Here is a 14,116-nt window from a genome sequence, read left to right as displayed (position 1 = left end):
TTTTGCATCGTTTTTTTATCATAATCATTTCGATTTCTTTTTAGAACCTTTCTTAGATTTCTTCACCTTCTTCTTTTTCAGCAAATCAATTTTATTTTCAATCCTCTTTTCAACATCTATAATATCAGACTCATAATTAAATTGCAACAAATGAAGTTTCGCATTTTTTATTTCTTCTAATGCTTTTTTAAACTCATTTTGCGCTTCTAAAAGAATGGCTTTCTTGACATAAATTTCTGATTTGTTTATTCCTTTAACAGTCAGAGCAAAATCAATTAATTTTTGTGCTTCTTCGTAATCCTCATTTAAAATCAACGTTTTCAAATAATACGGATATACTTCAAGAGCATGAATATTAATCGCTAAAGCTTGCTGAAAATAAGATTTCGCTTCTTCATAATTCATTAACTGCTCTGCCTGAATTCTTCCGTACAAACACAAAACCATTGTATTTTTATCATCATAAGAAAAAGCATAATCCAAAGATTCTATTGTTCCTTCCAACCAAAACGGATAATTATCCAAGGCCTGAAAAAGGTATTTATCAGTTGTTTTCATTTCGTAAATCGTTTTTTAATTTCTGACGAGTTCCTTTGTAGCTTTTCTCCACTTTGTTCTTTTTAAAATCACTTCCTGTAAAAACTCTCACGGGATTTCCACGCTCTACATGGAGCTGATTTTCCCATTGTTTTCCAACATGATTTTTAAGCTGAATTAATTTCTCGTCTTCTATTTTTTTTAATAATCTTTCTGTTGCTAGTTTTTTGTTTTGGTGTTGCGAACGGCTGTCCATTGCTACAACAGCAATTCCTGTCGGAATATGAGTCGCCCGAATTGCCGAACTCACTTTATTCACATGCTGACCTCCCGCTCCAGAACTTCTCATGGCTTGATATTGAATATCATTTTCTGAAACTATAGCATTCTTCTCTGGTTCAATTTCAAAAATTCCAATAAACCAGTTTTTTCTTTTATGCATTTTCCTAAACTGACTCTGACCAATCCATTGAATCGTTCCAACCCAAGATTTCACAAACTCATCGGCATTTTTTCCTTTTACAGAAATTGAGGCAGTTTCAATAGTTCCATTTTCTTCTCCTTTCTCTCTCTGAAGTAAAACCACATCTAAATTCTGATCCTGCGCTTCTTCCAAAACTTTTTTAAGCACTTGGGCAACTACCCAAGTGCATTCTGCAGGTCCGCGACCCGCCGTTATCTGAATAATTCTTTCCATTTTAAATTTCTCCTTAACGATCCATTCTAACAATTTTCGGCGTAAAAGTCCCCAAAACTTCAACTAGATCAGTTTGATTCGTCATTACTTTCGTGATGTCTTTGTATGCCATTGGAGCTTCGTCAATATTCCCACCGATTAAAGTCACTTCGTGTTTCTTCAACTCTTTATTGATCTGACTTTGTGTAAAAGTGCTTTTACATTTTGCTCTCGAAAACAAACGTCCTGCACCATGTGACGCTGAATTCAGACTTTCAGGATTTCCTTTGCCTTTTACAATAAAACCTGGGGCAGTCATCGAACCTGGAATAATTCCCAATTGCCCTTCACAAGCAGGAGTTGCTCCTTTTCTATGCACAATACATTCTTGACCATTCACGATTTCTTTCCAGGCAAAATTGTGATGGTTTTCAATTGTTACAACTACTCTTTTTCCAATTGCTTTTGCAATTCGTCTGTGAATATCATCATGACAGGCTTTTGCATATTCTCCGGCCAAATTCATCGCCAGCCAATATTCCTGACCATCGTGCGTATTCAGATCCAGCCAAGCCAAATGCTGTACGTTTTTTGGCAACGGACATTGTTTTGTTGCTAAATACGTATAATGTTTCGCAATGTTAGCGCCCAATCCGCGAGAACCGCTATGCGAAAGAACAGCAAAATATTCGCCTTTTTCAAGCTTCCATTCATTTTCAGGATTTTCAATTTTAGCAATTCCAAATTCTACAAAATGGTTTCCTCCGCCTGATGTTCCTAATTGTTTATAAGCTTTTGGAAGAAGATTCTTCAATAACGGAATGTCTTGAAATCCACTATTGTAAAACACCTCATGATCTACACGAGAAGCGTGCGTTTCATACATTCCAAACTTTGTATTGTCTTTTAAAATGGCTTCCAATTGATGTTCTTTTCCTTTAAAATGAGAACCGGGCAAATCAAAAATCGAAAGGCTCATTCGACAGCCAATATCAACTCCAACTCCGTATGGAATCACGGCATTATCAGTCGCTAATACGCCACCAATTGGCAATCCGTAACCCGAATGCGCATCTGGCATTAATGCTCCTGCAACAGAAATTGGCAGTTTCAATGAATCATACAATTGAAATTTTGCCTGTTCATCAATTTCATTTTCACCAAAAATTTTAAAAGGAGCTCTGGTGTTTTTAAGCTGATGCATCCTTACTTGGACAGGTTTAATTAGCCCTTCAGCTACTTTTCCCCAAGTTCCATGTCCTTCAAATTTTTCAGGATGCAACAAAACCTCTTTTGCTTCTGTTAGAATAGATTCTTTTTTTTCTCTTTTTCTATATCTGTTTATCTGCCCTAAGGCGATGTTTATTGAATTGTTTTTTGGAAAACCCAATTTAATCAGGTCTTTTCCAGATAATTTATTTCCCATAAATTGTTTAATTATTTTATTGTGCAGAATAAATCAGATGAAATCTGGAAGAAATCAAAAATGAAATAAACATGCGGAATCATTTATCTTTTTAGATAAATACTAAATGTTTTTCGGGAAAATTTTGAAGTGTCTAGAATAAAAAAAAGCCCGAAACTTATTGTCTTCGGGCTTTTTTATATATCTAAAAATGTATTTTTCTAAGATTGAAATAAGCCACGAAGAATCGCTGCACCAAATTCGTTTGGCGTGAAGCTTTGTGATGTCGATGTAAGTACAAACATTTTTCTTCGTTTTAAAGGGTTATTATTTTTTTCGTGTGCAAATATTCAGAATTGTTTTTTGAATTTCCAAATTTATTTTAAAGAAAATTCTTTAAATAATTTTAAAACCAGAAATAACACAACAAGCAAAACTAGCATATAACTTTAACAATCAAACAATTAGATTAATAAAAACATTTCATTTTGGAGCAATAAAAAAGCTCTGATTTCTCAGAGCTTATATTTTATATAAATGAACTTTAATTATTCAGAAACTTTGCTTTTTACTACTAATCTGAAACCTTCTCCGTGAATGTTTAAGATTTCAACATCTTCATCTGCTTTTAAGTATTTTCTCAATTTAGCGATGTAAACGTCCATACTTCTTGAAGTAAAGTAGTTATCATCTCTCCAGATTTTAGTTAAAGCTAATTCTCTTGGCATTAAGTCATTTTCATGAAGAATTAACATTTTAAGCAATTCGTTTTCTTTTGGAGATAATTTAATCGGTTCCTCATCTTGGAAAGTAAGGAATCTCAATTTTGAATTTAAATGGAATTTACCAATATTAAATTCAAATTGTACTTGCTCTGCTTTTGTATCAGCTGATTTTCTTTGAATGATTGCTTTAATTTTCATTAAAAGAACTTCAGAATCAAAAGGTTTATTTAAATAGTCGTCAGCCCCAGCTTTGTATCCTTTTAAGACATCCTCTTTCATAGATTTTGCTGTCAAGAATATAATTGGCACCTCACTGTTCTTCTCTCTAATTTCTTTGGCTAAAGTGTAACCATCTTTATAAGGCATCATTACATCAAGAATACATAAATCATATACGTCCTTCTTGAATTTCTCGAAACCTTCCATACCGTTTTTAGCTAAAGTAACTTCAAAGTCATTTAACATTAGATAATCTTTAAGAACCGCCCCAAAATTTAGGTCATCTTCTACTAAAAGTATTCTTTTGTTAGTATTTTCCATATTTTAATTTATTAATGGTATTTTTATTATAAAGGTGCTACCTTTTCCTTTTTCGCTTTCTACATATACTTGACCATTGTGATCCTCCACTATTCTTTTTACATATGCCAATCCTAAACCATGACCTTTTACATTATGAAGGTCACCGGTATGCTCTCTATAAAACTTCTCAAAAACTCGTTTCTGAGCTATCTTACTCATTCCCAAACCATGATCTTTTACTTTTATCAGAATCATGTCCTTCACATTTTCTGTAAAAATTTCAATCTTAGGCGCATCTGGAGAATATTTGATTGCATTTTCTAAAATATTAACCAATACGTTTGTAAAATGAACTTCATTTATCAAAACTGTTGTTCTGGCTGCATTATAATGCTTTTCTACAGTTCCTTGTCTGTCTTCTAAAATTAAATTAACATGCTCGATTGCATCGTCAATAATATCTGTAACTACAGTAGGCTCTTTTGTAATGTCAAGCTCCCTTTTTTCTAGTTTAGAAATACGCAATACATTTTCGACTTGAGCATGCATTCTTTTATTTTCGTCTCGAATCATTTGAAGATATCGATAAACCTTTTCTTTATCTTCAATAACCTTAGGACTTCTTATCGCATCTAGTGCTAAATTTATTGTAGCGATCGGAGTTTTAAACTCATGCGTCATGTTGTTAATAAAATCTGTTTTAATTTCAGAAATATGTTTCTGACGCAATAGCTGATTTAATGCACTCGTGTAGGCCACAATTATGATTAAAGTAAAAACTATCGATAAAATAGTAATACTTAACAATTCGGATAATAAGAACTTCTTTTTATGAGGAAACGTAACAGAAAGTTCATATCTGCTGTTTCCTTCATTATCTGTATAAATTGGAATATTGTATGTAGCTTCCTTATCATAATGAAATCCGTCAGATTTTATCTTTGTTGGATTACCGCTACTGTATATTCCGAATTCAAACTTGGTTTTTACACCATATTCTTCGAGCTCTTTCTTCAATAATTTAAAAAGCTTATCTTTTGTGATTCTCCCTTCAATTGGAGTCAAAGAAGCAATATCTTTATATTGAATCTGTTGCTGAACTTTATTTAATATGTCTAAGCTTCCTGATTTTTCAATTTTCAGATCAGGAATAATACTTTGTCCTAAACTATTATTATCAATTCCGTTATTGTTATTATAAACTTCAGTTACTCTTTTTGAACTAAAATTTTTAAAACGTTCACTGCTGAATTTTTTGTTAAATACCGAACCATTGATATCATAATCCTCAGATGTCAAGGTATTAGAATAAACAATTGTTTTATTTGTTTTTGTGTTTCTCTGTACATAAAGTACTTCTAGTAAATCTTCTTTTTTTGGAATTTTACCCGTACTGTCTTTAATACGGTTGTATTTGTCGTAGAAACTGTACTCTTCTTGTTGTTCCAGCTTATCTGCAACATTTCCAATTACTTGAGTAACGTGGTATTTAAATTGCTCTTCATTATTTTTGAACGAAGAATTGAACCAAAATACTTGAACCAGAATTATCCCTATCAAGGACAGACTCATCAATAAAACAAGTATTCTAAAAAATAATTTATTCATCGAAACAAAATTAATATTTTAACAATATACTAAATAATACATTAACCAAATATTAACATTTAAGACTGTTTTTGTTTTATATTTAAAATTTTAAGAATTTTAACAACTTCTTCTTTAGCATTTTTAAGATTATTGTTATTAATCACGAAATTGCTCTTAGAAATTCGTTTTTCATCATCCCACTGCATTTTCATTCTGCTTAAAACTTGTTCGCGGGTCGTTTTATCTCGTTTTATCACTCGTTCAATTCTCACTTCTTCTGGAGCTGTAACGGTTATAATTACGTCGCATTCTTTATATCGGCCACTTTCAAATAAAATTGCGGCTTCATAAATCACATAATCATAATTTTTATATTTTTCTAGCCAAGCTTCAAAATCAAGTTTCACTGCTGGATGCACAATGGAATTCAATTTTGCCAATTGTTCCTTATCATTAAAAACTATCTGTGCTAATTTGGCACGATTCAAAATATCACCATCAAAAATATTGCCACCAAAAGCAGATTTTACTTCATCGAGAATATTTTTTGACTGCATTACTCTTTTAGCACCGTCATCGGCGATATAAACAGGAACGCCCATTTCTTCAAAATAGTTTGCAACAGTTGTTTTACCGCTGCCAATTCCTCCTGTAAGACCAATAACTTTTGTCATTCTTATAATTTAAAAAACATACGCGGAAAAGCTTCTTGTGGCTTTTTCTTTAACAAAATAACTTTCACATATGATTTCAAAAATCCTGTTCCGTAACCATAAAACTGTTTCCAAACAGCTATTACAGACAAGTATCCAATTTTGATGCTTTTGTTTTGCACACTCGCTGTAAGAAAAATTATAACGAAATATACGAAATATAATTGTAATAAAATATCGATATTAAAAATTAACAATAAAAAAGCTAATAATAATCCGAGTATAAAAAATGTTGGAAAGAAAAAAGTAAACTTATTATGTTCTGGATACCAGCTATTTAAAATTGGCCTTGCAATACCAAACTTATTTACTTGAATAGAGAACTTCTCCCAATCAATTCTTCTTTTATGATACACGTAAGCTTCTTTAAAAAGTCTTGTTTCAAAACCTAAATTCCATAAACGAATTGATAAATCTGGATCTTCTCCAGGATGTATGTTTCCAAAACCTTTCGAAGCCTCAAAAGCTTTTCTAGAAATACCCATATTAAAACTGCGTGGCTGAAATTTATTGATTTTCTCAGAACCGCCTCTAATTCCACCTGTTGTCAAAAAAGAAGTCATAGCAAAATTGATTGCTTTTTGAATGTCTGAAAAACTGTCTAGTGCTTTATCTGGTCCGCCAAAACAGTCCACATAATTTGCATCTAATTCTTTGCGAACTTCTGTCAAATATTGCGAGGGAATGATACAATCTGAATCAAAAATGATGAAATAATCTCCTCTAGCTCTCTGCATTCCAAAATTTCTAGAATCTCCAGGACCTGAGTTTTCTTTAAAATAATATGAAATATTTAATTTTCCTTGATAATTCATCACCACATCACGACATGGAATTGAAGATCCATCTTCGACAAGAACAATTTCAAAAGCTTCATTATAATCAGATTTTGAGAGACTTTCCAAAAGCTCATCAACTTCATCTGGACGATTATACACGGGTATAATTAAAGAAAAAATCATAGCAGAATGTGCGTTATTAAAGGGTATATTTTAGTGTTGTAAAATTTTAACAAAGATATGGTATATTCATAAAAAAACCATCAACTTTTGGCTGATGGTTTTTCGTTTTACTAAGTAAATTAGTATTATTTGATGCTTTCTATCTCAACAACTTCGTTAGTATCTACGTTATAATCAACACCAGGAACTTCAAATCCGAATAAGTTTAAGAAATCATTTCTGTATCCTGCTAAATCACCAATTTCTGGCAATGTTTCAGTTGTAGCTTCTAACCAAAGTTTAGCCACTTTTTCCTGAACATCTTCACGCATTTCCCAATCATCAATTCTGATTCTTCCTTTTTCATCAACAGGAACTTCAGAACCAGTGTATAATCTATCTTGGAATAAACGCTGAATTTGCTCGATACAACCTTCGTGAATCCCTTCTTCTTTCATGATTTTATATAAAAGAGAAATATATAACGGAATTACTGGAATTGCAGAACTTGCTTGTGTAACCAAAGCTTTATTTACAGAAACATACGCTTTTCCTCCAATAGATTTTAAAGAATCACCGATAGTAAATGCAGTAGCCTCTAAATGATCTTTAGCACGACCAATTGTTCCTTTACGGTAAACTGCTTCAGTCAATGCTGGACCAATATAAGAATAAGCAACTGTTGTAGCTCCTTCAGCTAATAAATTTTCAGCTTTTAAAGCTTCAATCCACATTGCCCAGTCTTCTCCACCCATAACAGCAACTGTATTTTCAATATCTTCCTCATTTGCAGGAGCAATAGAAACATCTGAAACTTTTCCTGTGTGGAAATCAACTGTTTTATTTGTAAACGTCTGTCCAATTGGTTTTAAAACTGAACGGTGCGTAACGCCTGTATTTGGATTTGTACGCACTGGAGAAGCTAAACTATAAATCACAAGATCTACCTGACCTAAATCTGCTTTAATTAAATCTAGAGTTTCTCTCTTAATTTCGTTTGAGAAGGCATCTCCATTAATACTTTTTGCATATAAACCTGCTTTATGAGCCTCTTTTTCAAATGCTGCAGAATTATACCATCCTGGAGAAGCAGTTTTTCCTTCAACTGGCGGTTTTTCGAAAAACACTCCAATTGTTGATGCACCAGAACCAAAAGCACTAGTAATTCTTGAAGCTAATCCGAAACCTGTGGAAGCACCAATTACTAAAACTTTTTTAGCTCCAGCAATTTCTCCTTTAGATTTTACGTATTCGATTTGATTTTTTACATTTTGTTCAGCTCCAGTTGGGTGGGCAGTCAAACAAATAAATCCTCTCATTCTAGGTTCTATAATCATCTTGCAATTATTTTTTTTTGTATTATTTCAATTTCAGTTTTAATTTTTCAAAAATAGACATTTTATCTTTAACCCTTTTCATATTGGCCTTCATATTGTCAATAAAATTTGGGTTTAATGCGTTTTTCACAGCTTCTTTATAATACCCATAAGCCACAATATATTGGTTTTCGTATTCCGCCATTCTTCCTAATTCACTGTTATAAGAAGAGTTATCAGCATTTTCTAATGTAGCCAATGTAAAATTAATATGCTCTTTTGCCTCGGCATAACGGCCAATATCAATCAGCAAATACGTATAATTTAAGTATGGAGCAGGATATTTAGGATCAAATTTCATAGCCAATTTATAGTGATAGATTCCTCTTTCGTAATCACTTAGCTTGTTATAATAAATCCATCCCAGATGATTATGGGCTTTGCCAAAATCAGGATATTGCGATAAAATTTCTTCCAACAGTTCTTTTGCATCTGCCGAATTTCCTTCAGAAATTAACGAATCTGCTTTTATAAACTGATTTTCGTAAAAACTCAAACTTTCCATTTCTCTGTTTTAATTCAATAATTCCTTTGCGTGATTTAAAGCCGAGTCGGAAATATTAGCTCCTGACAACATTTGAGCAATCTCTATAATTCGATCTTCTTGAGCTAAAAGCTTTAACTCAGACTGTGTATCATCGCCAATAGTCGATTTAGAAACCTTGAAATGAGAATCTCCTTTTGCTGCAATTTGAGGCAAATGAGTAATAGCAAATATCTGCATCGTTGTACTCATTTCTTTCATAATCTCTCCCATTCTAATTGCAATTTCTCCAGAAACTCCCGTGTCAATTTCGTCAAAAATCAATGTCGGCAATTTTGAATATTTAGCCAAAATTGCTTTCACAGCCAGCATTATACGAGACATCTCCCCTCCTGAAGCTACTTTTTTCAGCAAACCAAAATCAGTTCCTTTATTGGCAGAGAATAAAAATTGCAATTCGTCTTTTCCATTTTGGAAATAAGTTTCAGAAGGTTGCAATTCCATATTAAAACGAGCATTCGGCATTCCTAATGTTTCTAAAATAGCAACCAATTGTGCTGATAGATTCGGGATTGCATTTACTCTGTTTTCATGTATTTTCGATGCATAATTATCTAATTCAGCTGCTTTCTCTTCGATAATTTTAGACAAAGAAGCAATCTCTTCATCCATATTATCCAATTCCAATAAAGAATTACCCAAATCTGATTGGATTTGAAGAAGATCATCTACAGAACTCACCTGATGCTTTTTCTGCAAATTATAAATCAGCTGTAATTTTTGATTTATCAATTCTAACTGTGCAGGATCATTTAATAATTTCTCTGAACAGTTTTCCAATTCTTTAGAAATATCATCAAACTCAATAGTCAAACTTGTAATTCTTTCGAATAGATTTTGATATTCTGGCGAAAAAGGAGCCACTTTTTGCAATGCATTTTTGATTTCATTCAAATTATGAAAAACACCAAATTGTTCTTCATTGGCAATGGCTAAAGATTTATCAAGAGATTCTTTAATGATCTCAACATTATTCAGTTTTTCGTAGTCAGCCTCTAATTCTTCTTGTTCTCCAGATTTTAACTGTGCTGCAACCAATTCATTTAATAAAAATGTATGGTATTCTTGTTCCTTGCTTGCATCACTTTGTTTTTTAAGCAATGCGTTTAACTTAGATTTATCTGATTTATAAGATTTCAGCAGTTTTTGATATTCAGCGATAATTTCTGAATTATTCGCAATAGCATCTATAATCTTAAACTGAACGCTCTCATCAGAAAGTTCCTGAGTTTGCTGTTGCGAATGAATATCAATTAAATACAAACTTAAATCTTGCAATTCCTGAAGATTTACAGGACTATCATTTATAAAAGCACGAGATTTACCAGAAGGAAGAATTTCTCTTCTTATGATTGTCTCATCTTCATAATCTAAATCATTAGCCTCAAAAAAATCTTTTAAATTGTATTTTCCGATTTCAAACTGTGCTTCAATAACACATTTTTCTTCTTTATTTTTTAATGAAGTAAGATCTGCTCTTTTTCCCAAAACAAGACCGATAGCTCCCAAAATAATCGATTTTCCTGCACCTGTCTCACCTGTAATTATAGAAAAACCTTTAGAAAAATCTATGGCTAGCTTTTCAATAAGAGCATAATTTTTAATTGACAGTGATGTAATCATAGGGCGATTTGGTAAAAATAAAAGTTATAATGATAAATAAAAGATTGTAAAAAGAAACGAGATTAGTATTTAATCTGTGACCATTTGGTAGAGTTTAACGGTGAAACTTTATTCAAAACATCCGTTAAATCTGTAATTGGAATACTTGGTCCACCAGAAAAAATAGAAACAATTTCATCTGATTTTGCGTCAAAGAAAACTCGAGTTATAAAAGCATTTGGTTTTACTGAATTTAGTTTTCCTATTAACAGCAAAGCATTTTTTATTTTTTCTTTTGCAGCTTTTTGATCCAATGTCATTGCATCCAATCCTGTATGATAAGCATAAGTTGTTTGACGTAGATCGCTATAAGTTGGCGCGATCATATCATTAATCAAATAATAACGATTTTGTAGTCCGTCTGATTGATTCCACCCTTTAAATCCGCCTTGTTGTGCTACATTTGCAATATTCTGAGCGGTTTGAAGATATGGATTTCCTGCACCCATTTGAAAAGTGTCAGCATCCATACCTAAAATCATATAACAATAAAAAGAGATTACAGAAACCAAATTTGAATCGTAAGTATTTGGATTAAACAGCAATGGCTCGTATTCTGTATATCTAAAGTTAAAATCTTTATCGTTATAATTTAAAACAGGAGAGGAATATGTAGAATTAAAAATCAACCTAGAAGATTGAACCTGAATGGTTCCTGTAAACTGATCTGAACTATTTGATGACAAAGTAATATACATAGAACAGTTTATTCTCTCGTTTTGTTTTAAAACTGATCCCGTCCAGTCTGTTTTATTTACAAATTCAGACAAAGCAGTCTGAAGTGTTTTAAAGACCTGATTATTTGGATTTGTCAGACGTTCTGTATTGATAGTTACTGTACAATTTAGCTGTTGAGCTTGTACAAAACCAAAGCTTAAAAACACTAATAGCGTAACTAATTTATTCATAATCGTCTAAATATTTAATTTTACAAACATAAATTGCTTCCAAATTATGTTTCCGGCGTATATTTTAAATTGATGATTTTGAAAAATGCTGAATAACCTTATTCAAAATATCAGCCGCTACAGATTCTTTTGATTTCAATTCCATTGGTTCCATTTCAAAATTCTTATCAATAAACGTTACTTTATTGGTATCTTTCTTAAAACCGGCACCTTTATCTTGTAAGGAATTTAGAACAATCAAATCTAAGTTTTTTTTCTGAATTTTCAACTTAGCATTTTCAATTTCATTTTCGGTTTCTAAAGCAAATCCGATTAAAAACTGATTTTTTTTGATGGCACCCAAAGAAGACAGTATGTCTTTTGTTTTTTCCAGCTCTATTGAAAATTCTTCTGTGGTTTTCTTAATTTTCTGATCTGCAACAAATTTAGGTCTGTAGTCTGCAACAGCTGCGGCTGCAATTGCCGCGTCAACTTCATTAAAATACAAATGACAAGCATCATACATTTCTTGAGCTGAAACAACATCAACCACTTTTATTAGACTATTTTTAGCTTTTAAATGAGTCGGACCTGCAATCAAAAATACTTCTGCTCCTAAGCTCGCCGCTTCATTGGCAATATCAAATCCCATTTTACCAGAAGAATGATTTCCAATAAAACGCACAGGATCTATCGCTTCGTATGTTGGACCAGCAGTAACTAGTATTTTTTTGCCTTTTAGCGGCAACTTGCTCTCTAAATCAGCTTCTAAAAAAGCAACAATATTCTCAGGTTCAGCCATTCGGCCTTCACCAGACAAACCGCTAGCCAATTCTCCGCTTTCAGCAGGAATCATAATGTTTCCATACTGTTTTAATGCAGTAAAGCTCGATAAAGTTGAAGGATGCTTGTACATATCCAAATCCATTGCAGGTGCAAAATAAACTGGACATTTTGCCGATAAATAGGTAGCAATTAAAAGATTATCGCAATTTCCCGTCGCCATTTTAGACAAAGTATTTGCAGTAGCAGGCGCAACCAGCATAAAATCTGCCCAAAGAGCCAATTCTACATGATTGTTCCAAACCTCATCTTCATCATCTTGATTAAAGAAACTTGAATGTACTGGATTTTTTGATAAAGTAGATAATGTAAGTGGGGTTACAAAATCCTTAGAAGCAGGTGTCATGATCACTTGGACATGTGCACCTGCTTTTATAAAAAGTCGTACTAAAGTGGCTGTTTTATAGGCTGCAATTCCACCGGAAACACCCAGTAAAATCTTTTTCCCGTTTAAAACTGACATTGTACTATTATTTGTTTGAACTTCTGTGGTAAGTTTTACCGTCTAACCATTCTTGAACAGCTAAAGCGTGTGGTTTTGGTAATTTTTCGTAAAATTTAGAAACTTCAATTTGTTCTTTATTTTCAAAAACTTCTTCTAGACTATCATTATAAGTAGCAAACTCTTCTAACTTTTCAGTCAATTCTTTTTTAATCTCTGAATTAATTTGATTTGCTCTTTTAGCCATAATGGTAATTGCCTCATACACATTTCCTGTTGGCTCTTCAATAACTGTTTTGTTGTAAGTTATTGTGTTTACAGGAGCATTCGTCTTTTTTAAATCCATGACTTTATTTTATTTAGTAAATTTTTGTAAATCTGTTTCAACTCTGGCATTCATTTCGTCTGCCTTTTCTTTGTATTTTGTATCGCTTTTAAACTTCAACAGATTAGCATAAGCGGTTTGTGCAACATGCAGACGCTCTTCCATTTTTGAAGGAACACTGTTAATGGCCAATTGATATGCTGAATCGTATTTATAAAACAATGCATCTTCTTTTAAAGGCGTTCCAGGAAAATCAGCTATAAAGTTATCAAAAGCTATTATTGCCGATTTATAATCTGAAATTGTATTGTATCCTTTAGCATTTTCATATGCTTTTTTCTCTAATTTTCCGTTCAGTTTTTGCACAGCCTCGTTTGCTTGAGGAATGTATTCTGAGTTTGGATAATTATCAATAAAAGCCTGTAATTTCTCCAATGCTTTTACTGTATCTGCCTGATCTAAGCTGTAAACTGGCGATAATTTAGAGTAGCTATATGCTCCTAAAAACGCTGCTTCCTGTACTTTTTCACTTCTTGGATAACCCGAAACAAATGCTTCAAACTGATAACCAGCTAGATAATATTGTTTTGTTTTATAATATGATTGTGAAAACATGTAAAAAAGCTTTTCTGCCTGAGGTTTTCCTCGGTAAGAAGTGGCTAATTGCTCAAAAAGACGAATCGCTTTTGTGTATTTACCAGCATCATACATTTTTGTTGCCATTTCAAATTTTGCTGCAACATCTTCATTTTTCAACGCTTTTTGATATTCTCCACAAGAATAAAAAAGAGTTACAACAATTAATAGCGATAGTATTTTTTTCATTTTCTTACTGTTATTACAATCTCTCAGACAATTATGCCAAAGTGAAATTGCACCGAAGTTTCGGTGGCAAATTTAGTTATTAATTTAGCTACTGCAAAATAAT

At 32.5% G+C, this 14,116-nt stretch carries 14 protein-coding genes; all 14 read right to left on the bottom strand.

Going from position 1 to position 14,116, the window contains the following annotated elements; genetic code table 11:
• Positions 1-24: 24 nt before the first annotated feature.
• The 14 genes from FF52_RS03780 to FF52_RS03715 all read right to left on the bottom strand — a co-directional run bounded on the left by FF52_RS03780 (position 25) and on the right by FF52_RS03715 (position 14,013).
• Positions 25-558 (bottom strand): hypothetical protein, encoded by a 534-nt coding sequence (locus FF52_RS03780; RefSeq protein WP_008463083.1) that lies wholly within the window; start codon positions 556-558, stop codon positions 25-27.
• The gene (prfH, locus tag FF52_RS03775; RefSeq protein ID WP_008463082.1) at positions 545-1,234 is read right to left on the bottom strand and encodes a peptide chain release factor H; all 690 of its coding nucleotides are present in this window, start codon (positions 1,232-1,234) and stop codon (positions 545-547) included. Before prfH ends, FF52_RS03780 begins: the two co-directional genes overlap by 14 nt.
• Positions 1,235-1,247: 13 nt before the next feature.
• Positions 1,248-2,639 (bottom strand): RtcB family protein, encoded by a 1,392-nt coding sequence (locus tag FF52_RS03770; protein WP_008463081.1) that lies wholly within the window; start codon positions 2,637-2,639, stop codon positions 1,248-1,250.
• 527 nt (positions 2,640-3,166) lie between these two features.
• Positions 3,167-3,883 (bottom strand): response regulator transcription factor, encoded by a 717-nt coding sequence (locus tag FF52_RS03765; RefSeq protein ID WP_008463080.1) that lies wholly within the window; start codon positions 3,881-3,883, stop codon positions 3,167-3,169.
• Positions 3,884-3,886: 3 nt separating this feature from the next.
• Complete coding sequence (locus tag FF52_RS03760; RefSeq protein ID WP_008463079.1) at positions 3,887-5,473, bottom strand: sensor histidine kinase; 1,587 nt, start codon at positions 5,471-5,473, stop codon at positions 3,887-3,889.
• 59 nt (positions 5,474-5,532) lie between these two features.
• Entirely contained in the window at positions 5,533-6,129 is a 597-nt protein-coding gene (gene coaE, locus FF52_RS03755; protein WP_008463078.1) for a dephospho-CoA kinase, read from the bottom strand.
• A gap of 2 nt (positions 6,130-6,131) precedes the next feature.
• Positions 6,132-7,130: a glycosyltransferase gene (locus tag FF52_RS03750; protein ID WP_008463076.1), complete on the bottom strand. Its 999-nt coding sequence runs from the start codon at positions 7,128-7,130 to the stop codon at positions 6,132-6,134.
• Positions 7,131-7,255: 125 nt separating this feature from the next.
• Positions 7,256-8,446 (bottom strand): enoyl-ACP reductase FabV, encoded by a 1,191-nt coding sequence (gene fabV, locus FF52_RS03745; protein ID WP_008463073.1) that lies wholly within the window; start codon positions 8,444-8,446, stop codon positions 7,256-7,258.
• Positions 8,447-8,468: 22 nt separating this feature from the next.
• The gene (locus FF52_RS03740; protein ID WP_008463071.1) at positions 8,469-8,990 is read right to left on the bottom strand and encodes a tetratricopeptide repeat protein; all 522 of its coding nucleotides are present in this window, start codon (positions 8,988-8,990) and stop codon (positions 8,469-8,471) included.
• 9 nt (positions 8,991-8,999) lie between these two features.
• Positions 9,000-10,652, bottom strand: a complete 1,653-nt coding sequence (gene recN / locus FF52_RS03735; protein WP_008463069.1) for a DNA repair protein RecN — start codon at positions 10,650-10,652, stop codon at positions 9,000-9,002.
• A 62-nt stretch (positions 10,653-10,714) separates the two neighbouring features.
• Positions 10,715-11,599 (bottom strand): DUF4835 family protein, encoded by an 885-nt coding sequence (locus FF52_RS03730; RefSeq protein ID WP_008463067.1) that lies wholly within the window; start codon positions 11,597-11,599, stop codon positions 10,715-10,717.
• Positions 11,600-11,663: 64 nt separating this feature from the next.
• Complete coding sequence (gene coaBC / locus FF52_RS03725) at positions 11,664-12,884, bottom strand: bifunctional phosphopantothenoylcysteine decarboxylase/phosphopantothenate--cysteine ligase CoaBC (RefSeq protein WP_008463066.1); 1,221 nt, start codon at positions 12,882-12,884, stop codon at positions 11,664-11,666.
• A gap of 7 nt (positions 12,885-12,891) precedes the next feature.
• Positions 12,892-13,209 carry a DNA-directed RNA polymerase subunit omega gene (locus FF52_RS03720; RefSeq protein ID WP_008463064.1) on the bottom strand — a complete coding sequence of 106 codons (318 nt, stop codon included), beginning with the start codon at positions 13,207-13,209 and terminating at the stop codon, positions 12,892-12,894.
• A gap of 9 nt (positions 13,210-13,218) precedes the next feature.
• On the bottom strand, positions 13,219-14,013 hold the full coding sequence (locus FF52_RS03715; protein WP_008463062.1) for an outer membrane protein assembly factor BamD: 795 nt from the start codon (positions 14,011-14,013) through the stop codon (positions 13,219-13,221).
• Between the last annotated feature and the right edge of the window lie 103 nt (positions 14,014-14,116).

This window comes from Flavobacterium sp. F52 (assembly GCF_000278705.1).
In the GTDB taxonomy this organism is placed as follows: Bacteria; Bacteroidota; Bacteroidia; order Flavobacteriales; family Flavobacteriaceae; genus Flavobacterium; species Flavobacterium anhuiense.
Note: the sequence above shows the minus strand (reverse complement) of the source record. Positions and strands in the feature narration are given on the sequence as shown.